Source organism: Gordonibacter sp. RACS_AR49 (assembly GCF_030418435.1).
Classification (GTDB): domain Bacteria; phylum Actinomycetota; class Coriobacteriia; order Coriobacteriales; family Eggerthellaceae; genus Gordonibacter; species Gordonibacter urolithinfaciens.
Window position 1 is genome coordinate 154,250 of the sequence record NZ_JAIUDM010000002.1, and the last position, 26,423, is coordinate 180,672.

Annotated in this window: 25 protein-coding genes; 13 read left to right on the forward strand and 12 right to left on the reverse strand. The window is 67.0% G+C overall.

Annotated features, from left to right (window positions below; translation table 11 throughout):
* Positions 1-129 precede the first annotated feature (129 nt).
* Together LB310_RS05250 and LB310_RS05255 are read left to right on the forward strand one after the other, a co-directional pair.
* Positions 130-2,238: a sensor domain-containing phosphodiesterase gene (locus LB310_RS05250; RefSeq protein ID WP_301154683.1), complete on the forward strand. Its 2,109-nt coding sequence runs from the start codon at positions 130-132 to the stop codon at positions 2,236-2,238.
* A gap of 225 nt (positions 2,239-2,463) precedes the next feature.
* Positions 2,464-3,138: an HAD family phosphatase gene (locus LB310_RS05255; RefSeq protein WP_278805969.1), complete on the forward strand. Its 675-nt coding sequence runs from the start codon at positions 2,464-2,466 to the stop codon at positions 3,136-3,138.
* A 46-nt stretch (positions 3,139-3,184) separates the two neighbouring features.
* Here LB310_RS05255 and LB310_RS05260 read toward each other — a convergent pair whose 3' ends face one another.
* The 4 genes from LB310_RS05260 to metA form a co-directional block, all read right to left on the reverse strand.
* Complete coding sequence (locus LB310_RS05260) at positions 3,185-3,571, reverse strand: type II toxin-antitoxin system death-on-curing family toxin (RefSeq protein WP_301154684.1); 387 nt, start codon at positions 3,569-3,571, stop codon at positions 3,185-3,187.
* A complete protein-coding gene (locus tag LB310_RS05265) occupies positions 3,568-3,792 on the reverse strand; it encodes a type II toxin-antitoxin system prevent-host-death family antitoxin (protein WP_123672799.1) in 225 nt (74 codons plus the stop codon). The genes LB310_RS05260 and LB310_RS05265 overlap by 4 nt, the downstream gene beginning before the upstream one ends.
* Before the next feature lie 101 nt (positions 3,793-3,893).
* Positions 3,894-4,094, reverse strand: a complete 201-nt coding sequence (locus LB310_RS05270) for a hypothetical protein (RefSeq protein WP_301154685.1) — start codon at positions 4,092-4,094, stop codon at positions 3,894-3,896.
* Complete coding sequence (metA, locus tag LB310_RS05275) at positions 4,087-5,028, reverse strand: homoserine O-succinyltransferase (protein WP_301154686.1); 942 nt, start codon at positions 5,026-5,028, stop codon at positions 4,087-4,089. The genes LB310_RS05270 and metA overlap by 8 nt, the downstream gene beginning before the upstream one ends.
* A 262-nt stretch (positions 5,029-5,290) precedes the next feature.
* Between metA and LB310_RS05280 the strand changes: the two genes are divergently transcribed.
* The 3 genes from LB310_RS05280 to LB310_RS05290 all read left to right on the forward strand — a co-directional run bounded on the left by LB310_RS05280 (position 5,291) and on the right by LB310_RS05290 (position 9,329).
* Entirely contained in the window at positions 5,291-6,421 is a 1,131-nt protein-coding gene (locus tag LB310_RS05280; RefSeq protein ID WP_301154687.1) for a hypothetical protein, read from the forward strand.
* Positions 6,422-6,437: 16 nt separating this feature from the next.
* Positions 6,438-7,799 (forward strand): aspartate aminotransferase family protein, encoded by a 1,362-nt coding sequence (locus LB310_RS05285; RefSeq protein ID WP_301154688.1) that lies wholly within the window; start codon positions 6,438-6,440, stop codon positions 7,797-7,799.
* Positions 7,800-8,048: 249 nt separating this feature from the next.
* A complete protein-coding gene (locus LB310_RS05290; protein ID WP_301154689.1) occupies positions 8,049-9,329 on the forward strand; it encodes an O-acetylhomoserine aminocarboxypropyltransferase/cysteine synthase family protein in 1,281 nt (426 codons plus the stop codon).
* A 114-nt stretch (positions 9,330-9,443) separates the two neighbouring features.
* Here LB310_RS05290 and LB310_RS05295 read toward each other — a convergent pair whose 3' ends face one another.
* Positions 9,444-10,301 carry a ZIP family metal transporter gene (locus tag LB310_RS05295; RefSeq protein ID WP_301154690.1) on the reverse strand — a complete coding sequence of 286 codons (858 nt, stop codon included), beginning with the start codon at positions 10,299-10,301 and terminating at the stop codon, positions 9,444-9,446.
* A 172-nt stretch (positions 10,302-10,473) separates the two neighbouring features.
* The gene (locus LB310_RS05300; RefSeq protein ID WP_301154691.1) at positions 10,474-11,532 is read right to left on the reverse strand and encodes a hypothetical protein; all 1,059 of its coding nucleotides are present in this window, start codon (positions 11,530-11,532) and stop codon (positions 10,474-10,476) included.
* Between the two features lie 141 nt (positions 11,533-11,673).
* Between LB310_RS05300 and LB310_RS05305 the strand changes: the two genes are divergently transcribed.
* From LB310_RS05305 to LB310_RS05330, 6 genes are all read left to right on the forward strand, one after another.
* On the forward strand, positions 11,674-11,958 hold the full coding sequence (locus tag LB310_RS05305; protein WP_087190233.1) for a homocitrate synthase: 285 nt from the start codon (positions 11,674-11,676) through the stop codon (positions 11,956-11,958).
* Between the two features lie 439 nt (positions 11,959-12,397).
* Positions 12,398-12,832 carry a 50S ribosomal protein L13 gene (gene rplM, locus LB310_RS05310; protein WP_087190232.1) on the forward strand — a complete coding sequence of 145 codons (435 nt, stop codon included), beginning with the start codon at positions 12,398-12,400 and terminating at the stop codon, positions 12,830-12,832.
* Positions 12,833-12,835: 3 nt separating this feature from the next.
* Positions 12,836-13,228 carry a 30S ribosomal protein S9 gene (rpsI, locus tag LB310_RS05315; RefSeq protein WP_041239129.1) on the forward strand — a complete coding sequence of 131 codons (393 nt, stop codon included), beginning with the start codon at positions 12,836-12,838 and terminating at the stop codon, positions 13,226-13,228.
* Between the two features lie 100 nt (positions 13,229-13,328).
* Positions 13,329-13,868: a GNAT family N-acetyltransferase gene (locus LB310_RS05320; protein ID WP_301154692.1), complete on the forward strand. Its 540-nt coding sequence runs from the start codon at positions 13,329-13,331 to the stop codon at positions 13,866-13,868.
* A gap of 254 nt (positions 13,869-14,122) precedes the next feature.
* Positions 14,123-15,565 (forward strand): DHA2 family efflux MFS transporter permease subunit, encoded by a 1,443-nt coding sequence (locus LB310_RS05325; RefSeq protein WP_301154693.1) that lies wholly within the window; start codon positions 14,123-14,125, stop codon positions 15,563-15,565.
* Between the two features lie 210 nt (positions 15,566-15,775).
* Complete coding sequence (locus LB310_RS05330; RefSeq protein WP_301154694.1) at positions 15,776-16,630, forward strand: tyrosine-protein phosphatase; 855 nt, start codon at positions 15,776-15,778, stop codon at positions 16,628-16,630.
* Here the strand turns inward: LB310_RS05330 and LB310_RS05335 are convergent.
* Positions 16,580-17,713 (reverse strand): aminoglycoside phosphotransferase family protein, encoded by a 1,134-nt coding sequence (locus tag LB310_RS05335; RefSeq protein WP_301154695.1) that lies wholly within the window; start codon positions 17,711-17,713, stop codon positions 16,580-16,582. The two genes, LB310_RS05330 and LB310_RS05335, sit on opposite strands and share 51 nt — an antisense overlap.
* Before the next feature lie 744 nt (positions 17,714-18,457).
* On the opposite strand from LB310_RS05335, the gene LB310_RS05340 reads away from it, so the two are divergent.
* Both LB310_RS05340 and LB310_RS05345 read left to right on the forward strand, forming a co-directional pair.
* Positions 18,458-19,516 carry a leucine-rich repeat domain-containing protein gene (locus LB310_RS05340; RefSeq protein WP_301154696.1) on the forward strand — a complete coding sequence of 353 codons (1,059 nt, stop codon included), beginning with the start codon at positions 18,458-18,460 and terminating at the stop codon, positions 19,514-19,516.
* A gap of 172 nt (positions 19,517-19,688) precedes the next feature.
* A complete protein-coding gene (locus tag LB310_RS05345; RefSeq protein ID WP_301154697.1) occupies positions 19,689-20,729 on the forward strand; it encodes a phosphotransferase family protein in 1,041 nt (346 codons plus the stop codon).
* Positions 20,730-20,767: 38 nt separating this feature from the next.
* On the opposite strand, the gene LB310_RS05350 is transcribed toward LB310_RS05345, so the two are convergent.
* Genes LB310_RS05350 through LB310_RS05370 form a run of 5 tightly spaced genes read right to left on the reverse strand, consistent with a single transcriptional unit; the run spans position 20,768 to position 26,400 of the window.
* On the reverse strand, positions 20,768-21,733 hold the full coding sequence (locus LB310_RS05350) for a radical SAM protein (RefSeq protein WP_301154698.1): 966 nt from the start codon (positions 21,731-21,733) through the stop codon (positions 20,768-20,770).
* Between the two features lie 42 nt (positions 21,734-21,775).
* Positions 21,776-22,237 carry a sulfurtransferase gene (locus tag LB310_RS05355; RefSeq protein WP_301154699.1) on the reverse strand — a complete coding sequence of 154 codons (462 nt, stop codon included), beginning with the start codon at positions 22,235-22,237 and terminating at the stop codon, positions 21,776-21,778.
* Entirely contained in the window at positions 22,230-23,267 is a 1,038-nt protein-coding gene (locus LB310_RS05360; RefSeq protein ID WP_301154700.1) for a hypothetical protein, read from the reverse strand. The genes LB310_RS05355 and LB310_RS05360 overlap by 8 nt, the downstream gene beginning before the upstream one ends.
* Positions 23,261-24,145, reverse strand: coding sequence for a methyltransferase domain-containing protein (locus tag LB310_RS05365; RefSeq protein ID WP_301154701.1), 885 nt, complete (start codon positions 24,143-24,145; stop codon positions 23,261-23,263). Before LB310_RS05365 ends, LB310_RS05360 begins: the two co-directional genes overlap by 7 nt.
* The gene (locus LB310_RS05370; RefSeq protein WP_301154702.1) at positions 24,142-26,400 is read right to left on the reverse strand and encodes an aminotransferase class V-fold PLP-dependent enzyme; all 2,259 of its coding nucleotides are present in this window, start codon (positions 26,398-26,400) and stop codon (positions 24,142-24,144) included. The genes LB310_RS05365 and LB310_RS05370 overlap by 4 nt, the downstream gene beginning before the upstream one ends.
* Positions 26,401-26,423 lie beyond the last annotated feature (23 nt).

Sequence of the window (26,423 nt, forward strand, 5' to 3'; positions counted from 1 at the left end):
TCTTTTCACCACCCCTCTGGCAACGGTAAACGCCTGCTTCTATAATGGCAGGCAGCGCGTTCTCTCTTCCTGTTGCGCCGCGCGCGGGCAGGCAACACGCCCGACCCGATGCTAGCGAGGGAGATGGATTTGCGGCAAGACGTCCTCCATACCATGCTCGATGGGCTCTCCGAGCTCATCTATGTCTGCGACATGGAAACCCATCGGCTGCTCTACCTCAACGAGGAGGGCCGCCGCCTCTACGGCGTCGATGTGGTGGGAGGCGAGCGCCTGTGCTACCAGGTGCTGCAGGGACGCGACGAGCCATGCCCATTCTGCACGAACGGGCAGCTGTCCGGCGAGTCCTTCTTCGAATGGGAGTTCACGAACCCGGTGAGCAGGCGCCATTACCTGCTGCGCGATCGCCTCGTGGACTGGGATGGGCGGCCGGCGCGCCTGGAGATAGTCTTCGACATGACGGAGCGGCAGCGCGAGAGCGAGTCGTTCAAATTCCTGGCGAACGCCGGCTCCATGGTCGTCGACTGCATCCGGGTGCTCGAGGGAGGGAGCACGCTTGAGATCGCCCTCAACGATGCGCTGTGCATCTTGGGAACGTTCCTCGAGGCCGATCGCGCCTACGTCTTCAAGCGCGAGGGCGACCGCATGTCGAACACGCACGAGTGGTGCGGCCTGGGCGTCGCGCCGCAGCGGCGGTTCCTGCAGGATCTGCCCGTAAGCCTCATAGACGAATGGGTCAAGCGCTTCGACGCGGGCGAGGCCGTGATCATCGAGGATGTCGACCAGCTTCCGTCCTTGGGGCGCGCCGCCGAGTACGAGGTGCTGAAAAGCCAGGACATCGCCTCCCTCGTGGCGGCCCCTATCGAGATAGACGGTACGTTCGCGGGCTATTTGGGCGTCGACAATCCCCGCCGTGTCGGCGAGCTCGGGGTGGTGAAGTCGCCGCTCGTTGCGTTCGCGAGCTTCGTGTCTGCCCGCATGAAGCGCGAGATCGCCCAGCGCCAGGTGGCCGAGTTGACTTGGAACGACTCTTTGACCTGCGCCCATTCGCGTGCGGCATTTCACCGCGATTTCGATAGGGGCACGTTCGGGCGCATCGGCTTCGTGCTGGTGGACGCCGATCGACTGGCCGTCGTCAACCGCGAGCAGGGGCATTCTGCCGGCGACGAGATGCTGTGCCGTATAGCGTCCTGCCTCCGGGAGGTGTTCGGCGACGCCGTGTACCGCATCGGCGACGACGAGTTCTGCGCCGTGTCGACGTCCGTCGACTACAACCGCTTTGCCGAACTGGCCGAACGCGCTGCGCAGCAGTTCCACGACGAGGGCATTCCCGCATCGCTCGGCCCGGCGTGGCACGAGACGTGCACAAGCACCACCAGCTTGCTGGACGTGGCCGGCGACCGTATGCGCAGCGCGAAGCGCGGCCGCCACCGCGCCGTCGATCTGGGTGTCGACCTGGCATCGGACGCGGCCGTGAGCAGCCTGCTTAGGCCGGGCGGCGCGCAGGAGGCCGCAGAGGCGGGCCTGCTGACCATTCACCTGATGCCGCAGGCCTCCGGCAGAACGGGCGAGATCGTGGGAGCCGAGGCGCTCATCCGCTACTGCGACCGCGAACGCGGCATGCAGGCGCTGCCCGCGTCGTTCATCCCCGCGCTGGAGGATATGGGCGAGATAGCGGCCATCGACTTCTTCGCGCTGTCGAAGGCGTGCGAGACGGTGGCGCGCTGGCAGCGGGAGGGACGGCCGACGGTGCCGCTGGCGGTCAACTTCTCGCGTCGCACCATCGGCGAGGAGGGCTTCGTCGAGCGCGTGGCGGCCGCGGTGGCGTCGCACGGCATCGAACGGTCGCTCATCGAGCTGGAGATCACCGAGTTCGCACGCGAGGAGAACGAGGCGCTGCTGCGCTCGGTGGCGGACGAGCTGCGCGACCGGGGGTTCTGCGTGTCCATCGATGACTTCGGCGTGGACAACGCCAACTTCCAGCTGTTCATTCAGCTGGAGTTCGACGTGTTGAAGATAGACAAATCGCTCGTGTGGGGCCTGGGCACCGAGAAGCGCACCATGCAGGTTATCTGCAGCCTCGTGAGCCTGTGCGACGAGCTGGGCATAGCTACGGTGGCCGAGGGTGTTGAGACCGATCAGCAGTACCGCGCCCTGCGGGAAGCCGGCTGCACCCGCGCGCAGGGCTACCGCATCGGCCGTCCGCAGCCCATCGAGCAGTTCGAGGAGCGGTTTCTCTAGCGCGTCGCGCCCGCTACGGCGAGCCGTGCAGGTTGCGAGAGCCATGCGCGAACCGCGAGCCCTGCGTGCGTTGCGGGCGGGGCGTGGCGCAGGTTCCCAGGTCGCGCGAGCCGTAAAGGTTCTGCAAATTCACCCGATGCCTTTGCCGCGCGGACGGGGCCATCTGCTAAGCTGGCACGCGACGAAAAACGCGACGGGGCCCGGCCCCGCATCTCGGGAGGCATCATGGAACCTGGACGTATCGGCGTCATCTTCGACTGCGACGGCACGCTGCTCGATTCGATGGACGTGTGGCGCGAAGTGGAGGACGAGCTGGCGCGCCGTGCAGGCGCGACACTGACGGATGCGGACAAGGACGAGCTCACCACGCTCAACATTCCCGAGGCGGGTGCATTCTTCCATGACCGGTTCGGTTTGGGCGCCGCTGCAGACGATGTCGTGCGCATGATGGACGAGCTCATGCTGGACTACTACCGTAACCGCGCGCACGAGCGTCCCGGCGCCTTGGCCTTCGTGAGCGCCCTTGTGGAGCGCGGCGTGCGGGTGAGCGTGGCCTCGTCCAGCCCGCAGAAGTACCTGCAGGCGGGCCTCGAGCGGGCGGGCTTCTCGCCGTATGTGAGCCTGATCGTCTCGGTGGACGACGTGGCGTCCTCGAAGCGCGAGCCGAAGGTGTACGACCATGCGAGACGCCTCATGGACACGCCTTTGGACACGACCTGGGGTTTCGAGGATTCTGCCTACGCCCTGCGCACCCTGCGCGACGCCGGCTACCGCACTGTCGGCATCTACGACCGCGACGATGCCGGCACCCACGAGGAACTGCGGGCGAACGCCGACGTCGTCATCGACAGCTTCGAGGAACTGGACGCGGAAACGTTCATCGGCTGGAACGGTTGCTAAGCTATAGCGCTCACGACGCTTTCTGGGGAAAGCGTCGGGTCGTCGACTAAAGCTGTTCCTCGATCCAGGAAACCAGCTCTTTGTAGCCGAGGGTACCGTCGGCTACTCCATAAACCGTCCTCAAAAGCTCGTCGTGGCGCGGTTTGAACTTGATATCGTTTAGCCTGAGAAACATGCCTACGCAAGCACCACCTGTGCGTTTGTTGCCGTCGGCAAGAGGATGGTTGTTAACGATGCCATAAGCATAACGGGCAGCTTTTTCGGCTGCCGATGGATAGAGGTCAGCACCGTCGAAGGTTTGCCGAGGTTGCTCTATAGCGGCATCGAAAAGTCCTTCGTCTCGAAGTCTGTCGAGACCTCCGAACATTGCGATCAGGTACGAGTGGATCGCTCTCACGTCTTCGTGTGTGAGATATTCCCAATGCGCGTTCATTTTGCAAGCTCGGCGAACACGTCGGCATATTCGTCGATGAACTCTTTTCCTAGTTGCACGGCTTTGCTTTCCATAGCTTCCTCCTTCACCTCGTCGATCGGTATGATCTGGGCGATGGGGTGGCTGTTCTTGATGACGGTTACGCTTCCTGCCGCCCGGGCCTTCTCCATCACGCCGTTGAAGTTGCGGGCGACTTCCGTCGCGGTGACGCTGATAGGCATGGCGTCCTCCTCGGTCCGGCTTTCATTGTGGTCAGTATAACTTGAATGCGTATAATTTTACAAATGTAGATGCAAAATATATTACGTAAAATTATGCGTAGTTACCGCCACGGATCTTCCTGGTACGTTGGCTCCGGGTCCGCCGGGCGGTCGGAGTAGGGGTCGTAGCCGTCGTCGTCCTCGGCTTCGGGGCGCAGGAAAGGGTCGCTGGCGGGTTCTGGCGTCGCGGGTGCCGCAGGCGCGACCGGCGTCGTCACCGGTCGCACGCGGTAGCGGGGTTGCGGCTCGCGTTCGTCAGCCACGGTTGCCGTCCTCCTCGGTGCCTACTTTCGCCAAATCGTAGGGCGTGGTCTGGTACACGTAGTAGTTCAGCCAGTTCGTGTAGAGCAGCTGCGCGTGGGCGCGCCAGGTGGCGCGGGGAGCCTGTGCGGGATCGTCGTTCGGGAAGTAGTGGCACGGCAGGGGCATGTCCAGGCCCTTTGCGATGTCGCGCTCGTACTCCACCATAAGCGTGCCGGCATCGTACTCGGGGTGGCCGAACACGAAGAAGTGGCGGCTGTCCGTGCTCTTGGCAATATAGACGCCAGCCTCTTCGGACACGGCGATGAGCTCCAGGTCGGGATGCGCCTCGATGTCTGACGCATGAACCTCGGTGTAGCGCGAGTGGGGCGCCCTGAAGAAGTCGTTGAAGCCGCGCACGAGCGGCGACGACGGCTTCACCACCTCGTGCTCGAACACGCCGAACAGCTTCTCTGGCAGCTCGTACTTGGGAATGCCGTAATGGTAGTAGATGCCCGCCTGCGCGCCCCAGCAGATGTGCAGCGTGGAGTGCACGTTCGTGGCGGACCATGCCATGATCTCCGCAAGCTCGTCCCAGTAGTCCACGTCCTCGAAGTCCAACAGCTCGACGGGCGCGCCGGTGATGATCATGCCGTCGAAATGCTGGTCCTTGATCTCGTCGAACGTGGTGTAGAACGTTTCCAGATGCTGCTCGGACACGTTTTTGGACTCGTGGCTGGCCGTTTGCAGCAGGCTCACCTCTATCTGGAGCGGCGTGTTGGACAGCTTGCGCATGATCTGCGTCTCGGTGACGATCTTCGTGGGCATGAGGTTGAGCAGCAGCACCTTCAGGGGGCGGATGTCCTGGTGCATGGCGCGGAACTCGGTCATCACGAAGATGTTCTCGCCTTCGAGGACGTCGGTTGCGGGCAATGCGTCGGGTATTTTGATAGGCATGGCAGGCCTCGCCTTCCGTGTCGGGACACCTGGAATGTTCGTACCATGATACCTTTTGTGCAGATGACCCGCCTATCTGAATTATCGGTAGCGCGTTATCGCCGCCACGCGCGACGAGGCGCAGGGAACGGGGCGTGCAAAGGGCAGGAGGGCAATGGGAATCTCGTCGTGCCTGATCGCGCGCTCGCGCGGTCGGGTATCTTGTACTAGAATCTTCAGGGCAAAAAGCAAAAGGGGTTCAGGCAAGGAGAGGAAGGTTTTTATGGCGTCAGAGCAGAAGACGCCGGCGGTGCGTCCGGTCACGGTCGTCAAGTTCGCCGGCGCGGTCATCGCCACGCTGATCGGATCGGGATTCGCCTCGGGGCAGGAGGCCATGCAGTTCTTCGCCGCGTACGGAACGAACGGCATCATCGGGTGCGTTATCGCCATCCTGCTGTTCGCGGGCATGAGCGGCGTGCTTCTGGGCTACGGTTTCAAACACAAGGGGGCGAGCGACTTCTCGGCGTTCCGCTACTTCTGCGGCAAGTACCTGGGCACGTTCCTGGAGTGGTTCACCATCCTGTTCTGCTTCCTCGTGGGCATCATCATGGTGTCGGGCGCGGGCGCGACGCTCAACCAGTACTTCGGCGTGCCGCAGATCGTGGGCAGCGGCCTCATGGCGGCCATCGTGCTGCTGAGCGCGCTCTTCGGCCTCAAGCGCATCGTGGACATCCTCGGCTCCATCGGGCCCGTGACCATCGCGTTCCTCATCATCTTGGCCGTCTACACGCTCGTCGTGCATGGCAGCGGGCTGGCCGATGCCAACGCGGCCGTGGAGGCCGCAGGCGACAGCGTGGTGTACGGCGTGGGATCGGGCAGCGCGTGGTTCGCGCTCGGCGCGTTCATGTACGTGGCATACAACATCCTGGCCGGCGTGCCGTTCATGTCCGAGATGGGCACCGGCGCGCGCTCGCGCAAGGAGGCCGTGCTCGGCGGCGCCCTCGGCGGCGCGGCGCTCGGCGTGTGCGCGCTCCTTTTGAACCTGGCGTTGCTGTCGGTGTTCGGCGAGGCCGTGCAGTACGAGGTGCCGGTGCTGTTCCTGGCGCAGCAGATCTCGCCGGTCGTGGGCCTGTTGTTCGCCGTCATCCTGCTGGCCGAGATCTACAACACGGCCGTGCCCATGGTGTGGACGGTGGCCAACCAGTTCGTCGACGAGAAGCAGGACAAGCGCAAGTACCAGTTCCTCATCGCGCTTCTGTGCGCCGTCATCTTCATGGGCGGGCAGCTGCCGTTCGGCATGCTGGTGAACCTGATCTATCCGTTCGTGGGCTACTTCGGCGCGCTGTTCATCGTGGTGGTCATCGTGCAGATGGTCCGCTGGCGCATCGACCGCGCCCGCGGGATCACGCGCTAAGGCGAGGGAGGCGAAGATGGCAGAGGCAAGCGAAAACCCCGCCCGCACGCAGGAGTACGTGGAGCGCGACCGCGCCTGCATGGGTCCCACGGCGCGCATTCCCTACTACGACCTGGTGGTGGACCACGCACGCGGCGCGCTGCTCTACGACGTGGAGGGCAACGAGTACATCGACCTGCTGGCGGCGGCCACGTCGGCCAACGTGGGCCACTCGCACCCGGCGGTGGTGGAGGCCATCTGCGGGCAGGCGCAGAAGGTCATCCAGTGCTCGCCGGCCTACTTCTACCACGCGCCCGAGGTGGAGCTGGTGGAGAAGCTGGCCGCCATCGCGCCGGGCGACACGCCGAAGAAGGTGGTGTTCGGCACGTCGGGCTCCGACGCCAACGACGCCATCATCAAGTTCGCGCGCGCCTACACGGGACGGCCCTACGTGGTGTCGTTCCTGGGCGCCTACCACGGCTCCACCTACGGCTCGATGACGCTCTCGGCCCTCAGCCTGGGGATGCGCCGCAAGATGGGGCCCATGCTGCCGGGCATCTACCACATCCCGTACCCGGACGTGCAGAGCGCGGGCGTGGGGCACTTGAGCGAGCCGGAGCAGGCGGAGCACTTCATGCGCCCGCTGCGTGAGATGTGCGGGACGTACCTGCCGGCCGACGAGATAGCCTGCGTCGTGATGGAGCCCATCGCGGGCGACGCCGGCATCATCGTGCCGCCGCAGGCCTACGTGGACGCGCTCACCGCGTTCTGCCGCGAGAACGGCATCCTGTTCGCCGTGGACGAGATCAACCAGGGCATGGGACGCACGGGGAAGTGGTGGGGCATCGAGCAGTTCGGCGTGGAGCCCGACCTCATGTCGGTGGGGAAGTCGCTGGCCAGCGGCCTGCCGCTGTCGGCCATCGTGGGCAAGGCCGACATCATGGACAGCCTGAGCTTCCCGGCGCACATCTTCACCACCAGCGGCAACCCCGTGTGCTGCGCGGCGGCGCTCGCCACCATCGACGTCATCGAGCGCGAGGGGCTGCTCGAGCGCGGCGCCGAGCTGGGCGCCTACGCAAAGGAGCGCTTCGAGGACATGGCCGCCCGCCACGCTATCGTGGGCGGCGTGCACGGCATCGGGCTCAATCTGGGCATCGACATCGTGCGCCCGGAGACGGGCGAGAAGTGCGCGCTCGACGCGCTCAAGGTGGTGTACCGCGCGTTCGAGGAGGGCGTGGTCATCATCTGCATGGCGGAATCGGTGCTGCGCTTCCAGCCGCCGCTCGTCATCGAGCGCGAGCAGCTGGACCGCGCGCTCGACGTGCTCGACCGCGTGATCGGCGAGGTGGAGGCCGGGCTCGTGCCCGACAGCATCGTGCCCGAGGGCAAGGGCTGGTAGAGCGAGAGCCGGCAACCCCGCTGTTGCTAAGAACGCCTGGATGTCTCACGTGAAACATCCAGGCGTTTGAGTACCCGCGTACCCTTCGCGGCGTTCTTTATGCGACGGTACGCTAAGTTCGATATCGATAGCTGAATTATCTCTTTAACAGATGACGAAGTATCGGAAACTGGGCACTACCGGAAAAATCGCCGACGCCTCTATAATGATCCGGACACAAACCACCCCCTGATCCTCCAAGGAGCCCCCATGAGCGAGAGCATCGGAACCACCTGCGTGCAGGGCGGCTACCGTCCCGGCGACGGCGAGCCGCGCCAGATTCCCATCTACCAGTCCACCACCTGGAAATTCGACACGAGCGAGCACATGGGCCGCCTGTTCGACCTCGAGGAGTCCGGCTACTTCTACACGCGCCTCGCCAATCCCACGAACGACGCCGTGGCGGCGAAGATCGCCGAGCTGGAGGGCGGCACGGCGGCCATGCTCACGTCGTCGGGCCAGGCGGCTAACTTCTTCGCCGTGTTCAACATCGCGGGCTGCGGCGACCACGTGGTGGCGAGCTCCGCCCTCTACGGCGGCACGTACAACCTGCTGGCCAACACCATGCGCCGCATGGGCCTCGAGTGCACGTTCGTCGCGCCCGATTGCACGGACGAGGAGCTGGTGGCCGCGTTCCGCCCCAACACGAAGGCCGTGTTCGGCGAGACCGTCGCGAACCCGGCGCTCGCCGTGCTCGACATCGAGCGCTTCGCGCAGGCGGCCCACACGAACGGCGTGCCGCTCATCGTGGACAACACGTTCCCCACGCCGGTGAACTGCCGGCCCATCGAATGGGGTGCCGATATCGTCACGCACTCCACCACCAAGTACATGGACGGTCACGGCGCGAGCGTGGGCGGGGCCATCGTGGATGCCGGCCGCTTCGACTGGCTTGCGCATGCCGAAAGGTTCCCGGGCCTCACGCAACCCGACGAGAGCTACCACGGCGTGGTGTACGCCGAGCGCTTCGGGCTGGAAGGTGCGTTCATCACGAAGGCCACGGCCCAGCTCATGCGCGACTTCGGCTGCTCGCAGTCGCCGCAGAGCGCCTACCTCATCAACCTGGGGCTGGAAAGCCTGCATTTGCGCATGGCGCAGCACAACAAGAACGGCCTGGCGCTGGCCGAGCACCTGGCCGCGCACCCGAAGGTTGCGTGGGTGCGCTACCCCGGCCTGCCGGGCGACTCCCAGCATGAGCTGGCGCAGAAGTACCTGACCGGCGGCGCGAGCGGCGTGGTGAGCTTCGGCGTGGCCGGCGGGCGCGCGGCGGCCGAGGCGTTCATGGCCAACCTCAAGCTGGCGCAGATCGCCACGCACGTGGCCGACGCGCGCACCTGCGTGCTGCACCCGGCCAACGCCACGCACCGCCAGATGAACGACGCCGAGCTGGCCGCTGCCGGCATCACGCCCGACCTCGTGCGCCTCTCGTGCGGCATCGAGGCCGCCGAGGACCTGATCGCGGACGTCGACCAGGCGCTCGCGGCGGTGTGAGGACGACCGTGGTACGATAGCGGCTCAAGGAACTCCCGCGAGCAGAGTCGTAGCGCAAACTCAATCACGGAGGTACCGCGGCGGCGGCAGGGTGATTTGCGTGCCCGCAGGCGCCTAGTAGTAGATGATGAGCAGTCCCAGCAGGATGCCCACGATGACGAAGAACGTGGGCAGCTTGCTGCGGTACATGAGCACCGACTGCGGGATGATCTCGCCGAACACCACGTACAGCATGGCGCCGCTCGCGAAGCCGAGCGACAGCGACAGCCCCAGGGGCCCGATGTCGCCCAGCCAGTAACCAAGCCACGCGCCCAGCACGGTGGGGAGGCCGCATGCAGCCGTGGCTGCGACGGCGCGCACGCGCGACATGCCGCCGTTGATGAGCGGAACCGACACGGCCATGCCCTCGGGGATGTTGTGCAGGCCAATGAGCACGGCCATGATCATGCCGGTGCCCAGCAGCAGGTTGTCCGATGCCACGAAGCTCGCGCCGATGGTCATGCCCTCGGGCACGTTGTGCAGCGCGATGGCGCAGGCCATGACGATGCCGGCCACGAACAGGGCCATCTTCGAGTCATCGCGCTTGCGGTGCTCGGCCAAGTGGTCGGCATGGATGAGCTCGTCGAGGTCGTCGTGCGTTTTGGGGTGCGACTTCCTCGCCACATGGGGCACCTCGTGCCGCGTGCGCCGGTCGATGGCCAGGTTCAGCCCGTACACCACGGCCACGCCCGCGATGACGGCCCCCGCCGCAACGAGCACGGCCTGGCTGGTGAACGTCTCCGCCGCTTCGACGGATTCGGTGAGCAGGTCGAAGCATACGATGGAGAGCATGATGCCGCCTGCGAACGACAGCAGCAGGCTCACGGTGCGGTTCGATTCGCTTCTGAACAGCGCGCCCACGATGCCGCCCAACCCCGTGCCGCCCGCTCCGGCAATGAGCGTGACGACGGTGATGAACACGAACGGGTCCATGATTCCCCTCTACCCCTGAAGGCGCCCGCATCAGCAGGGCGTCGTTGGCTCTCTCGTCGGGAACCATGATAGCAAAGTCGGCTCACAGAGTTAACGGCGTCCAACTATTTCCTATCGCCAGGAGAACCCGCATCCGTAGATCCTCCTGGCGATGCTGCGGGCGTGCCGGCAGTTATGCTGCCTCCGATAGGCCTTCCCAAGCGTCATCCTCGCCTTCGCCCGGTTCCTGCGCGCCGGAGCCGCCGACGCTCCCGTTGTCGCCGCCCACCTTGACGACGTTCGCCAGCGCCGCTGCGACGGCCGCGGGGTCGGCCTTCGACAGGACGTCGGTACCGTCCTCGACCGTGCATCCCGAACAGCCGCGCGTGCGCTTCGCGTCCAGCGCGTCCTGCACGGTGCCGGAGTAGATGGTCCCCGAGTTCTTGAGGTGCTGGCAATCGGGATTGAAGTGGTACACCTCGCCGAACGGCGTCCAGTAGGCCAGCCCGTCGTCGGAGAGCACCGCCGCGCCCGCCTCGGCCTGGTCGAGATCCTCCTGCGTGGCCGGATGGTAGTCGATGCCGCTCGCCACGGCGGCCACGAGCGCGATGGCCGCCACGATGGCGCCCGCCTTCTTCGTGCCCTTGTCCAGGTCCTTGTTCGTCAGCAACAGCAGGATGACGGGGGCGAACGCGATGGCGGCGACGATGACGCCCAGGTCGGTCTGCACCCAGTAGGACAGCTTGTTCTCCTTGGAGGCCGGCGCGAGGTGGTTCGCGCGTTTCCACAGCTGCGAGCCTATGACCACCATCACGAGGTCGACCACGAGGAAGATGATGAGCCACGTCGAAGCACCCGGGCCGGGCAGGAACAGCGTGCCGTTCATCACGAGCACGGCCATTATCTCGCATACGATGCCCAGCACCCAAAGCACCGCGGCCCCGATGCGGAAGGGAAGCGCCGACCCGTTGCGGGCAGAGTGCATCTCCTCGCGCGCGGCCTGGTTGGCCTCGGCGCCCGAGCCGCCTTGGTGCGGGTGCGCGATGGCCTTGCCGGTCTTGGCGTCGACGAACGTGCGCTCCTTCGGCTCCTTCTTGGCGGGATGCTCCGCCGCAGGCTCGGCTGTCGCGGCCCCATTCTCGGTTACCGCCTCCTTACCGGATGCGGGCTCCGGCGCGGGCTTCTTCGCCTTCGTCTTCGCAGCTGCCTTCGTTTCCTCGGCGGCCTCTTCGTCGTGCTTCTTCGTAGTCATGCGATCCCTGTCTCCTTGCGGTTCAATCTATGGTTGAACTGGGCCTTTGCCCGTATCCCCTCGCGCACCCCATTATAATTCCCACAGTGGAAAAGCAGGTTTTCCCTGTGGGGGTGCAAGCATTAGTTGAAAGAGGAAGCCATGGGCGTGGACGTGCAGGAGATCGTGGGACAACTGGTGAAATCGGCCGCGGAAGACCCGGACAGCCTCAAGCAGTTCGGCGTGGACCCGGCCGCCGCCATCAAGGGTGCCACGGGCCTCGATCTGAGCGAGGAGCAGGTAGCCGACGTGGTGAAGGCCGTCGAGCCGCTGCTGGAGGGCAAGGAGCTGAACCTGGACGCCGTCATGAAGGCCGCCGGCGACTTCCTCGGCAACGACCCGAGCGCCCTTCTCGGCAAGTTGGGTGGTTTGTTCGACGGGAAGTAGAGGTTTGTCGCAATTCGAAGCAGCGCATTTCGGGGAAGGAGCATTGGCCGGATCGTCGAGGGACGCTGTCCTCGGATACCCTCCGCCATCCGAAAAAACTTTTGAATATTTCTGCAGATCGCGACGAATGCGGAGGTTTTCCGTTGACTTCGCGAACGGCTCCGACATACAATGCAAAGGTTCGCTTTCAAAAGCCCCGTGCATGCAGCGAAAACGGAGACGCAGACAAAGGAGTCCAGGCCCGAGTCGCGTGTCGGCGTAGGAACCCGACGGTCCGTCCCACCTGCACTTTTGAAAACCGACGTGTCGCTTCCGCACCAAGGACGACTGCCGGAGAGGCCCTGCCTCGAAGGGAATCGCCCGGACGCGTGGAGAGCGGTGATCCCGACGGGCGCGTTTGCGCGCACGGCGGAATGAAGGATTATTTGGAGGAAGCTAAGTGAAGACGTATTACGCGAAGCCCCAAGAAGTTGAGCGCGAATGGGTCTTGATCGACGCTGCGGACCAGGTTCTGGGCCGCGTCGCCGTGAAGGCCGCGCACATCCTGAAGGGCAAGCACAAGCCGCAGTACACCCCGCATGTCGACACCGGCGACTTCGTTGTCATCATCAACGCGGACAAGATCCGCGTGACCGGCAACAAGGCCGAGGACAAGCGCTACTACCGCCACAGCGGTTTCCCGGGCGGCTTGAAGTCCGAGACCTTCAACGAGGCCATGGCGAAGCATCCCGAGCGCGTGATCGAGCATGCCGTGAAGGGCATGCTGCCGAAGAACACGCTGGGCCGTGCCATGGGCAAGAAGCTCAAGGTCTACACCGGTGCGGAGCATCCGCACATGGCTCAGCAGCCCCGCGAGATCAAGATGGAGGGTTAAACAATGGCAGGTGAAGCTTTGTACTACGGCACCGGCCGTCGTAAGAACGCCGTCGCTCGCGTGCGTCTCGTTCCCGGCACCGGCAAGGTTACCATCAACGGCCGCGAGGCCCTGCAGTACTTCGGCCGCGAGGCGCTGGTGAACTACGCGCTCACGCCGTTCAAGGTGACCGACACGATGGACCACTTCGACGTCATCGCCCGCATCGACGGCGGCGGCATCTCGGGCCAGTCCGGCGCGCTGCGCCACGGCATCGCCCGCGCCCTGCTTGCGGCCGGCGACTACCGCGCCGAGCTCAAGAAGGCCGGCTACCTCACGCGCGACGCCCGTATGGTGGAGCGCAAGAAGTACGGTCTGAAGAAGGCCCGCAAGCGCCCGCAGTTCAGCAAGCGCTAGGATCGCGCTGCCGAGCAGCACGTTTTCTGCAAGCCCGCTTCCCCTTGCCGGGAGGCGGGCTTTTTCACATCACGGGGATACCAGGGAGAAGGGATCGTGCATGGCAACGGTCAGATGGGCGAGGGCCGATGAGGCCGACCAGGTGCTGGATTTCTACACGCGCATGATCGACGGGATGCGCGGCACGGAGTTCGACGTGTGCTGGGAGCACGACGTGCACCCGACGCGGGCGTTCCTGCGCGCTTCGACCGAGGCGGGCGAGGTGCTGGTGGTCGAGGCGCCCGGAACCGGGGCCGACGGGCCGCGCTTCGCCGCTGCCCTGGTGCTGGACGCGGAGTGCGACCCCGGCTACGACCAGGTGCGCTGGCAGGTGGATGCCGCACCCGATGAGGTGCTGGTGATTCACGTGCTGGCCACGCTGCCGCAGTTCCACGGCCGCGGGTACGCGCGCCAGCTCCTGGAGGGCGCCATTGCAGCCGCGCGCGAGGCGGGCGCGAAGGCGCTGCGGTTGGACACCTTCACCACCAACGGGCGGGCCCAGGGGCTCTACGAGTCGTGCGGCTTCGCGAACTGCGGCGTCTACGAGGACTTCTATCCCCACCTCGGCCGCGGCGGAGTGTTGTACGAGTTCGCGCTGTAGCGGCGGGCGCCTTCGAGCCGGCAGTAGCCTCCGCCGTTCGCCTCGCCTTCGATCAAAGCGCCCTTTGTAGCCGAATTCACGAACTTCACACTTACGAACGGGTCTCTCCGTCTGCTAGGATGGGGAGCGTTACGAACGTCTGCGCCTATCTCTTTCGGAAAATTTTCCTCACACCTCGCGAAAACCAGCCAGCTTCGGCCGCCTGCGGCCCTGCCTTCGCGCGCCGAGCATTCCAGAAAGAGGTATGCAGCTTCATGTCGAACACTCCTATCCGCCACGCCGGTGCCGTCCTGTTCGCCGTCGCGTTCGCCACGCTCCTTGCCACGTTCAACGAGACGTTCCTCAACGTGGCCCTCACTCCCATCATGGACGACCTGGCGGTGAGCGCCGGCACCGTGCAGTGGGTCACGACCGCCTACATGCTGGCCGCCGCCATCATGGTGCCCGTGACCGGGTTCCTCTACCGCAGCGTTCCCACGAAGCGCCTGACGATGGTCGCGCTTGCGCTGCTGCTTGTCGGAACCCTGATCGGGCTCGTAGCGGGAAGCTTCGCCGTGCTTCTTGCGGGGCGCGTGGTGCAGGCGCTCGGCACGGGCATGATCGTGCCCATCGGCATGAACCTGACGCTGGCCGTGGCGCCGAAGGACAAGCTGGGCACGTACATGGGCGTGGTGAGCGCCATGACCACGCTCGGCCCGGCGTTCGGCCCGATTGTCGCGGGGCTCGTGCTGTCGGCAGGCGACTGGCACCAGCTGTTCGCGGTGTTCGCGGTGCTGGTGGTGGTTGCGGCGGCGCTGTCGGCCGCGGTGGTGCCGAACGTGGCGGAGCTGACGAGTCCGCGGCTCGACATGGCTTCCACCTGCCTGATCAGCCTTGCGCTCGTCGGGCTGCTGTACGGCCTGTCCACGGTGTTCTCGGGCGGCTTCGCGGTGGCGGCGGTCGCGCTTGCCGTGGGCGTGGGCTGCCTGGTTGCGTTCGTCGTGCGCCAGGGCCGCGTGGCCGAGCCGCTCGTCGACCTGCGTCCGTTCTCGAACCGCGCGTTCGTCATGGGCCTGGCGGTGATCGTGATCGCGCTCATGACGGTGTTCTCCATGAACATCATCCTGCCGCTGTTCATGCAGGGCTCGCTCGGGTTCTCGGCTTTCGACGCCGCGCTCACGTTGCTGCCGGCGTGCGTGCTGTCGTGCGTGCTGGCGCCGCTGGCGGGCAAGGTGTACGACCGCGCGGGGCTGCGCGTCATGCTGCCGGTGGGCCTCGGCCTCATGGCCGTGTTCGCGTTCGCGCTGTCGCGCTGCACGGAGCAGGCTACGTCGCCCGTCATCGTGCTGTGCTACGCGCCCGTCATCGTGGGCTGCGCGCTGTCCATGGGCCCGGCCCAGAGCTTCGCGCTGTCCAGCCTCAAGCCCCAGCTGTACCCGCACGGCGTGACCATCGTGTCCACGTCGTTCCAGATTGCGGGATGCGTGGGATCGTCCCTGCTCGTAGGCGTGCTGTCCAGCGTCCAGGCCGCGCAGCTGGCGGGCGGCGCGGCGAGCGGGCTCGCCACGGCCGCGGGCTTCCAGGCGGCCTGCCTCGTGGCGGCGGCCATCGCGGTGGCGGGCTTCGCGCTGTCGCTCGACCTGGGACGCCTCGAGCGGCGCTGCGTCGTCCAGCAGGCCGCCGCGCCTGCGCCTGCGACAGCGGCATCAGAGGTGTAGCGGCTCGTCGGCGCCACCTCGTCCGCCCGGCCCGTCGCCGCGCGAGTGCAGTAGGCGGCTGCCGGCGGACGTGGATGGCCCTTCCTGCTAGGCAACCGGTTTCCCCGGAAGGCGAACTCCTCTACAATGGCATGTGGCGGTGCGACGGCCCAAGCAGTGCAACGGTGCAGATGCGGGCAGGCGCTCCTGCCCCGAGGGGAGAAGTTCAGAGTGAGATCTATCGAGTTGCCGGGCGTGAGCAACGTGAGGGACCTGGGCGGGATTCCCGTCTGCGGCGACCGCGTCGTGTTGCCGGGGCTGTTCTACCGCGGGAGCGCGCTTGCCGATGCCACGTCCGCCGATCGCTCGGTGCTTTTCGGCGAGCTCGGCATACGCTGCGTCGTCGACCTGCGCTGCGGATGGGAGCGCGAGGCCGCCCCGGATGCAAGCGCTCCGGGTGTCGAGAACCTGCACATCCCCTTCTATGACAAGGAGAAGGTGGGCATCGAGTACACCGAACCGGCGGAGGGCACCAAGGTGGTGGGGCGCGACGTGGCCTGCGACCCCCTCCGCTTCTACCGCTCGCTCGCGAACCCTCTGACCGCGAATCAGATGCGCAAGGGGCTCGCCTGCATTTTCGCGCATGCCTTTCAGGGGCTTCCCGTCTACCAGCACTGCAGCGGCGGCAAGGACCGCGCGGGCATCATGTCGCTGCTCGTCTTGACCGTGCTGGGCGCAAGCCGCGCCGACATCCTCGAAGACTACCTGCTCACCAACGTCTCGCGTGACAAGCACTACCAGCAGGCGTTCGAGCGGTTCTTGAGGTTCTCCGACGGAGACGAGGCGCGTGCCCACGAGCTGACGAGGGCGCATCGGGCCCGGCCGGAGAACCTGGAGGCCTTCTACGAAGCGGTGGACGAGCGCTACGGGAGCATGGAGCGCTTCGTTCGGGAGGTGCTCGCCATCGACGGCGAGCGGCGCGAGGAGGTCAGGAGGCGCTGCACCTGCCCGCGCGGACAGGTGCCGGCAGGTAGCCTAGAGGCCGAAGCACTCTGCAGCCAGCATCTCCATGAAGTCGTCGGATAAGTAGACCGGCAGCTTCCGCGCGGTCTTGGCGGTTGTGTAGGGGGCCGTCGCGCCGCCCGCGGGCGAGGCCGCCGGAGCGGCTGCATCGGCACCGCTGTACGCGATGAGGGCCTTGCAGCACCAGGTTACGCTGCGCAGCGCCGTCATCATGCGGTAGGCGCGGAAGCGCTCGTCGAAGTTTCCCCGTTCGAACCGCCCGTCGACGGCGCGCCAATACGCCTCGACGAAGTCCTCTACCTCGGCGAAGGGGAACAGGACGTCGCTGTCCCAGAACGTGGTGGTAGGCGCCACGAAATAGGCGACGTCCTGGGCGACCTCGCCGACGAGGGGGCGCTCCCAATCCACGAACGACCCCGGGGCGGCGCAGAACCGCCCCGCGCGCGCCCCGTCCGGCGCCGCTGCAGCCTCGCGCGCCGCCGCCTTGGGGATGAGGAAATGCGAGGGCAGCGTCTCGGTGTTGACGATGTGGGAGCGGTCGGAGGCCGGATAGGGCACATCCAGCAGCGGCCGCGTGGCGGCTATTAACGTTTCGGCCCATTTCGTGATGCGGGCATCCTCGAAGGCCGACGCACGGTATGCCGCGAACCTCTGCAGGCACTCCTCGAACAAGGTGCGCAGGGGGTCGAGCGGCCGGTGCAGCGCGCATTCCTGCGACACCTCCACGGCGTGCACATCCGCCATCAGCTGCGCCGCGCAGCGCAGGTCGCCCGGCCTTAAGGCGTCGAAGTCGAGCTGGTCCCCTTCGCAGAAACTGATGACCAGCACGCCCTTTCCCAGCGCCGTTGGCGAGCAGTCCAGGTAGAGCGGCTGCGGCGTGCGCCCGCATGGCGCGAGCGCCTCGAGCGCCGCATACTCGTAGGCCACCTGGTTGCGATGGAAGGGCTGCGGGGCCACGTTCACGCGCAGCACGTACTCCCTGCCGCCCGCGCTGTGGTGGAACCGGAAGTTGCGGTTGTGCTCGCCTGTTCCCAGGAAGCGCGGCTCGAGAAGGTCGCCGTCGGCCACGCCGAGTGCGCGCCTCAGCGCGACGTTGTCGCGCAGGTACTCCGCGGCCTCCCGCAGCTCGCTTTCGCCGTGTTCCATGATCCGCCTTCCCGTTGGTTTCCGATGAGCTGCCCTTCGCCGTGCTGCGGGTGGCCTTGCCTCCAAGCGTCCCGCGTGCATCTCGCGCATCGTTCGCAGTATAGCGAAGTACGAGGGGAGGGGCGGCGCGGCGGGCATGGACGGGCCCGCCGTGGTGCGGGGCGAAGCCGCCTGCCCGGAGTAGGGTTCTCTCGTTCTGCGGAGCGCAGAACGAGAGAACCCGGCGACGCTGGCCGGGTTCTCTCATCAAGGAGGGTTGAGCCTTCAGGAGGGGGCTAGGGCTCATGTCTTGAAACTGCAAGGCCTTCGACTCTTAGGGGGAGAGATCGAAGGCCTTGCGGCTGTGCTTCAGACAAGACCTATTGTAAGACATCATCTAGTATTAGTACATATCTTACTTTTTCTTCCATAGTTCCTACATAGGGGCTGGTAGAAGTCTCGTGATATGCAAGTAATAGCATTTATCAATTAGTAGATATAGTCTACAATAGAAGAGAAGATGCCGGCCGTGAAGGGAGCGGGAAACATGGATTCAAACATCTCGAGAATCATCGACAAGGCGCTCGGCGGAGGCCTGCTTTCGGCAAGGGAGGGCATCGAGCTGCTTTCCTGGGACGACTTGTCGGTGCGCTAGGAAGGAGCGGCGCCTTGGAAGGGGAGCGTCTTGCCGCAGGACCTTGCAAGCCGGTGCGACCGACGGCGCGCGCTTTCGATGCAGCCCCGTTTATGGGATAATCGAGCAATATGAACCCTTTTGACGACAGCGATCCTGCCGAACAGCCCGCCGCGCAGCCCCTCGAGGACGACGGGATGCGCGGATTCACTCTCGTGCTCGAGAAGTACCACACGCGCTCCGACGTGCGCGTTGTCGTGCCCGACGGCGTGACGCAGATACTTCCGTGCGCGTTCGCCGGCCATGCGGAGCTTGAGGCGGTCGAGCTGCCGGAAAGCGTGCAGTCGATCGGCGCCGAGGCGTTCGCCAACTGCACGTCGCTGCGCGAGATGCGCATCCCCTCCGCCGTGTTCGAGCTGGGCGAGCGCGCGTTCGCCGGCTGCACCGCGCTTAAGCGGGTCGAGCTGCCCGACGGGCTGCTGGCGTTGGGCGAGTCGACGTTTGCGCAGTGCTCGCAGCTGGAAGAGGTCGCGGGCGGCGCCGAGGCGGACGGCATCGGCGCCCAGGCGTTCTCCGGCTGCAGCCGCTTGGCCGGGCTTCCCCTGCTGTCCCATGTGAAGGCGGTGGGGAGCGGCGCTTTCTCCGGCTGCGCCTTCGAGGAGCTGTGCCTGCCTCCGTCCTTGGAGCGCATCGACACCGAGGCGTTCAGAAGCTGTCGCCACCTCGCGCGCGTTTCTCTGCCGGAGACCGTGGCGTCACTGGGCAAGAACCTGTTCGCCGGCTGCTTCAAGCTGTGTGAGGTGGAGGGCATCGAGGCTCTGCTGGAGGCGTTCCCCGACGCGTTCCCGCGCGCGATGGCGGAGGAGCGCGGCGTCATGCGCCCGCAGGATTTCGAAAGGAAGGCGCGCGAGTACCAGCGGGAGCACGCCGCCGAGGCGGACGAGGCGCGCGAGGCCGTCGAAGCGTGCCGCGCGCGCCTGCGGGCGCTCCGACGGGAGCACGACGGCTTGGGGGTGTTCGAGCGGGCGCGCAAGCAGCAGGTCGAAAGCGAGCTGGCAGCCCGGAAACGCGAGATCGCCGCGCTCAAGGCCCGGTTGGACGAGTTGGAGAACCCGACGTGGGAGGTTTTGGCGGCAGACGTGCGCGCCCGACATGGGGCGGCGGAGGACCGCGACGACGCAGGAGAGTGAGCGGACCCGAGCGAGGCTGGGCGCCGGAAGGCGCCCGCAGGGCCGGTCGGCCGAACGCGCGTCGAGAGAGGCGGTCGAGGCTGGGCGGTCGAACGTGCGCCCAAGGGGAGCCAGCCGGACGCACGCCGGGAAGAATCGGCCGAATGTGTGGCGGAAAACTAAGGAGGTTCCCATGGAGCCGCAGGCAGAGGTTGCCGAGCGTTTCCTGCACGGCAACGACGAGCTTCGGGACGCTTTGGGCATCCCCCGCGGCGCCGGGTTGGAACCCGTCCCGCTCGGCCAGGGCGAGCACAACGCGAACTTCTGGTTCGCGCACCCCGAAACCGGAAGGAAGCTGGTGCTGCGCATCAACTACGCCAGCCAATTGGGCCTTCACGACCAGGTGCTCTACGAACGCGCGGCCCTGGAGGCGCTTGCGCCGAGCGGGCGCGTGCCCCGGCCTCTCTTCGCGGACAACTCGCGCTCGCGCATCGACCACGGCGTGCTGGTGACGGAGTTTCGCGAGGGCTCGCATCTCGACTTCGGCAAACCGGGCAACGTGGAGGAGGCGGCGCGCATCCTGGCCGACGTCCACAGCGTGCAGCTGGAAAGCGGCTGCGGCCTTATCCGCCCCGACGACCCGCTGCGTGCGCAGCTGGAAGCCTGCCGCGGGTTCTTCGCCGCCTATCGGGGCACGCCCTTGGAGGAACGGCACGTGGTCCGCGCCGTCGAGCGGTTCTTCGAGCTGACGGAGGAGGCCCTGGCAGCACCCGTGGACGAGGCGGACTGCTGCCATGTGCAGAACACCGAGGCCGTGCCGTCCCACTTCCTCATCCCCGACGACGGGCCGGGATCCATGGTGGATTGGGAAAAGCCCGTCATCGGCGAGGTGGCCCAGGATGTGGCGTACTTCCTCTCGCCCACCACGACCATATGGGACACCGACTACGTTTTCGACGCGCCGGCCCGGCAGGCGTTCGTCGACGCGTACTGGCGGGCCGTGGACGGGCGGTTCCCGCGAGGCTTCTTCGACGAGCGCTTCCCGGCCTACGTGAGGTCGAACTGCCTGCTGGGCATCACATGGAGCTGCAACGCCTGGGTCGAGTACCACGATCCCGAACGCCCCCTGAAAAACGCGAAGACCTTCGAACTGCTGAAAACGTACTTGTCGGAGGACTATCTGCGGCAAGTGGCGGCCATCTGCTTCGAACACGCAGGCTCCATGTCGGGATAAACCCGCGCGCAGAATACCGAGCGTCGTCGCGCCTCGTTCTACCACCAGGGCGACGGGCCGCGGAACGTCTTCCATCCGTTGCGCTGGAAGTCGGTGCGCACCTTCTCCACCGACTCGCCCAAACCGTTCTTCTCGGTGGCGTCGCTGTCGTCGCGGGGGTTCGTGCCCACCTCGGCCCACTCGAGGTTGCTGTTGAAGCGGGTCTCGGGGCCGCAGGCCAGGCGCATGATATCGCCGTAGAGCCCGTACTTGAGGAACGTGTAGTGCTCGTCGTCGCACATCTGCGTGCCAGGGACGGGGATCATGCCCCATGCTCCGGCCTTCTGGGGCTTGCATGCCGCCAGGCGCAGCATGTTCGCGGCCACCTCGTCGTTGGTGTGGCGCGGGTCGATCATCTCCAGGCAGGTGAGCACCTTGAGACCGGCAGCATGTGCCGCCTCGATGGTGTTGAAGCGCATGTCGAGGGGGATGTCGGTCACCACGCCCTCGCCCATGCGCACGGCGTGGTACACGCTGCCCACGCCCACGGCCTTCAGCTGTTCGGCCATGGGCAGGTCGAAGTCGCCCATGTTCGCCGTAATGGGCATGTCCGGCCCCACGGCCTCGCGCACCTGCGCCAGGTTATCGAGGTACTGGCCGAAGTCGTAGTCGGCGGTGATCATGATGGTGAGGCAGTTAGCGCCCTGCTCGACGTAGGCCTTGGCATACTCGACTATCTGCTCGGCGGGCATCTCCATTTTGCCTGATCGTGCGGTATTGACGGCGGCGAACGAGCAGAACAGGCAGTTCTTGGAGCAGGGGTTCGCGTCGATGCCTATCTGCGCGTGCACCTCGGCGGTGTTGTCGCTCAGCTCGCGGCGGCGCCGGTCGGCTGCCCACTTGATGTAGTACGCGTCGAGCGAGAACTCGCTCACGTCCATGAGCCGGACCAGCTCGTCGCGGCCAGGCTGCTCTCCTGCGAGCGCAGCGTCGACGATGTGCTCGATGTCGGGTGATACGTTCATGGGATTCTCCTTGCTGGGCGGTGTTCGGATGGGTTCGGGCGGTTACTTCTCGACGGGGTTGGCGGGATCGGACGACCAGTCGGACCAGCTGCCCTGGTACACTTCGACGTCGGCGAATCCGGCAGCCCGCAGCACCTCGGCCGCCGCTTGTGCCCGGACGCCGGTCTTGCAGTAAAGGACGAGCGGGTCGTTCAGATCGATGCCGGCCTGCTCGTAGAGCGCCTTCTGATCGGCGCCGACGCCGTTGGCGGTGCAGGGGCTCGAGGAGTAAGCGATGTTGAGCGCTCCGGGGATGTGCCCTTCCTCGTATTCGGCCGGCGTGCGCACGTCGACGAGCGTGAACGACTCCCGCTGGTCCTTGAGGTAGGCTGCGTCGATGGCCGGCGAGGCGGGCGCGCTTTCCCCGACTGGTTGCCCGTTCTGGTCGCCGGCGCAGCCGGGCAGGCTGAAAACGCCGAGCGAAAGCACCGCGGCACAGAGCAAAGGGAGCAGCCTCCTACGCATGGATCGCCCCCTTGCCTCGGCACGGGCCGGCGGAGGGAATCGCCGGCCCTTTCCCCTCGAACCATGCGGGGAGCGGGCGGGCGGGAACCTGCCACTCCTGGCGCACGAGTTCCTTGCGCAGGCGCGCGACGTCGCGCTTGAGGAAGTCGAGGTCGGTGGGAAGGTCGCGGCCGCGGGGGTTCGTGCCCGCATCGGCCCATACCACGTTGCCGGCGCCGGTGCCGAACGGGATGGACGTGCCCGCGCATAGGCGCATGACGGCGGCGAAGTACGCGCCGCGCTTGCGGGAGATGGGCTTGCATGGCTCCATGGCGGTTCCGGGCGCAGCCGTGAGCACGCCGACGCCCGCGCAGTAGGGAGCCAGGCCTATCACCTCGAACATGCGGTTCGCCACTTCGGCGGGGTCGCTGCCCTCGTGCACCGGCTCCACGGCGCTCATCAGCACGAGGCCCGCCCGGCGCAGCGCCTCGAAGGTGGCCAGGCGCCGCGCCGGGTCGATGGTGGTGACGGTTCCCTCGCCCAGACGGTGGGTGTGGTAGGCCGCTTGCACCCCCGCCTTCCGCAGGGCTCGCGCCTGCTCGTAGTCCACGTCGCCGATGTTCGCCATGAGCGGCATCTCGGGCGAAACGGTGCGGCGCACGGTGCGCACGAGGTCCAGGAAGCGGTCGAAGTCGTAGCCGGCCGTGGACATGAGCGAGACAAGGTGCGCGCCCGCCCGGTCGAACGTGAACGCGTAGTCGGCCACCACGTCGTGGGGCACCTCGGCCGGTCCCTTCCACGGCGAGTTCCCCGCGGAGAGCGTGCAGAACGCGCAGCCTTCGGGGCACGGGTTGGCGTCCACGCCGATCTGCGCGTATATCTGCCCGATGCCGCCCGATGCGGTGCGGGCGATCTGCTCGGCGCCCCAGCGCACGTAGGCCGCCTCGGGCGAGGACGAGGCCAGCCCCAGCAGCTGCACGGCCTCGTCGCGCGCGATAGTGCGCCCGTTCACGGCTCCGTCAACCAGGGCCTCGACTTCACGGTCTAGCATCGTTCCTCCTCGACGCGGGCGAACACGATGGCGCTGCCGCAGGTGCCGCCGCCACCCTGCGCCGCGACGCGCCGGAAGGCGGCCTCGCGGCCCTTGCGCATGGCCTTCTCCTCCAGCACCTCGGTCGTGTAGACGGTTTTCGGCTCGATGGCGACGCGGTCGAAGCCGCAGGCCCGCAGCATGCGCTCGTAGGCATCGGTGGAGGAGATGCCGTTCACGCACCCGGTGAGCGTGCACAGGTCGTCGTAAGCGCCCGCGGGCACGGGGCGCAGCGCCACGATGTCCGACACCACGAGCCGCCCGCCCGGTGCCAGCACGCGCCGCGCCTCGGCGAGCGCGGCCGCCTTGTCCTGGCACAGGTTGATGACGCAGTTCGATATGACCACGTCCATGCTGGCGTCGGGCAGAGGGGCGCGCTCGATGCCGCCCTCCAGGAAGTCCACGTTGGCGATGCCCGCGTCGGCGGCGTTTCGGCGGGCCAGCTTCACCATGTCCGGCGTCATGTCCAGGCCCCACACATGCCCGTGCGCGCCCACGAGCCGGGCGGCTATGAGCGCATCGATGCCCCCGCCGCTGCCCAGGTCCAGCACGCGCTCGCCCGCCTGCAGGTTCGCGCGGGCCACGGGATCGCCGCAGCCGCGGCTCGCGGCGAGCGCCCTGGCCGGTAGCCCGGCCAGCACCTCGCGGGCGTACAGCGAGAACGCCTCGCCGGCGGCTGCGGGTTCGCAGCAGCAGGGTGCGGAAGGGGCGGCGGTGCTTGTGGCGCCTGCCGCACCCGCGGCGGCGCGCGCCACGTCGGCGTAGTGGCGCGCTATGCCTTCGCGTGCCGTGCGGCCGGCCTTGCGGCTGTCAGCCGCCTTGCCCTCGTTCCCGCTCATAGGCGCTCCTCGTACAGCTGTCGACAGGCCTCAACGGCCACCAGCAGCGCCTCCACGTCATCGCGCGTGGTGTGCACGCCGAAGCTCGCGCGTGCCGTGCCCACTACGCCCATGCGGGCGGCCAGAGGCAGCGCGCAGTGCCCGCCGGAGCGTATGGCCACGCCCAGCCTGCCGCAGGCAGCACCCACCTCGGCCGGCGCCACGCCTGCGAGCGTGAACGCCACCAGGCCCAGGGCGCCGTCGGGCGCGTCGTGGTCGCCCCACACCGTGACTCCTTCGATGCCGTGCAGCCCCGCTACCAGGTAGCGCGTGAGCGCGGCGCTGTGCGCGGCCACGGCGTCCATGCCCAGGCCGCGCAGGTAGTCGATGGCGCCTGCCCAGCCGATGGCCTGCGAGATGGGAGGCGTGCCCAGCTCGTACTGGATGGCGCCTTGGCGCAGGTAGTACGATGTGTCTGACACGTGCGAGATGGCGCCGCCGCCGCTGGCCACGGGATCCATCTCGGCAAAGGCCTCGGGTGCTATCCACAAACCGCCGATCCCCAGCGGCCCGTACATCTTGTGGGCCGAGAACGCCACGAAGTCCGCCCCGAGCGCCTTCACGTCCAGGGGCAGGTGCGGCAGCGATTGGGCCGCGTCCACCAGGAACCGCGCGCCCGTCTCGTGCGCCTGGGCGGCCATGCGCTCCACCGGGTTCGCCATGCCCAGCACGTTGCCGACGTGCGCGACGCACACGAGCTTCGGCTTCTGCGCGAGCAGTGCGCGGTAGGCATCCTGGTCGAGCCGCCCGTCGCCCTGCACGGGCACGTACTCCAGCCGTGCGCCGGTGCGCTCGGCCAGCATGAGCCAGGGCAGCAGGTTGGAATGGTGCTCGGCGATGGTGGCGACTATGAGGTCGCCTTCGCCGACGTTGCGCTCGCCCCAGGCCTGCGCCACCAGGTTGCACGAGGCCGTGGCGTTCGCCGTGTACACGGTCTGCCGCCGGTCGGCGCCGATGAAGTCCTCCAGCGTCTTGCGTGCGTCGTTGAGCGTGGCCGTGGCCCTCGCCGACAGCTCGTAGGAGCCGCGGTACACGTTCGCGTTGCCGTGCGCGTCGAAGGCGTGCTGCGCCTCGAGGCAGCGGAAGGCCCGCTGCGTGGTGGCCGCCGAGTCCAGGTAGGCGAGCGTGTCGCGATGGTCGGCGTCCACGAGCAGCGGGAAGTCGCCGCGGTTGCGCCGGCCCCAGGCGTCGGCGCGCTCGAGGGCCGTTGCGTCGCCTGCTCCAAGGGCCCCCTCGAGCTGTGCCAGCGTCTGGCGGGCGATGCCCAGCAGGTGCTCGTCGGCCGCGGAACGCCCCTCCTCGCCGTTTGCCTCCGCCTCCGTTGCCGTCCGCTCGCCCCGCGCTAACTGCACCGCCTCGCGCGCCGAGAGCGTGCACTCGTCGAAGAACGCCTCCACCGCCTGCGGCACGGCGGCGTTGGCCGCCAGCTGCTCCTCGCCGAACACCACCTCTTCAACGGCGAGGGCGGGCAGCGGCCGGTCGGCTCCCTCCGCACGCGCCTTGACGAGCGGCGACTCGTCCAGGCCGTCCAACAGCGCGCGCGAGAGCAGAAGCGGCGTGCGCCGAAGCCAGACAATCCACGACGTGACAACATCCAGGTTCGGCTGCTCGCGGAACGTCCGGCACACGTCCAGTACGTGCGAGGGCGTTATGCGCACCTGGTCGCAGGCCATCAGAAGCACCGAATCGGCGTCGGGCAGCTCATCGAGGCAGACGCGTGCGTAGTCGAGCACGCCCTTGGTGAAGCCGAACAGCTCGAAGCCCGCCGCCGCCCGCGTGGCCTCGCGGCAGCGCTGCCGGTCGAGCGCCACCACCGCCGGCGGCTCGGCGCCAACCCGGCGGGCCGCCTGGGCGGCCGCCTCCCCGATGCGTTTCCGCATGTCTGCATCGCCGCCCGCCAGCACGGTGACGCCGGCCAGCCTCGAGCGCAGCGCGGTTTCCACCGCGTGCCCCACGGCCGGCACGCCCTCGTAGCGCTGCAGCGGGCGCGGCAGGGGAGCGCCCTCGCCGCACACCACGGGCTCTCGGTCAGCGTCCTCGAACGTCACGCGCAGCGGCGTGGCGCCCAGGTCGGTTGCCAGCACGAGCGCCGCCGTGCGCCCGCAGGCGCGCTCAAGCTCTTCCTCTGACGGCTGCGGCCGTGCTTCCGGCTCGAGCAGCGGTTGATGGTCCGCCCGGTTCCCCGCCCTCGCTTTCGACGCCTTTCCGTTTGCCACAACCCCTCGTTTCCTCGGTTTTT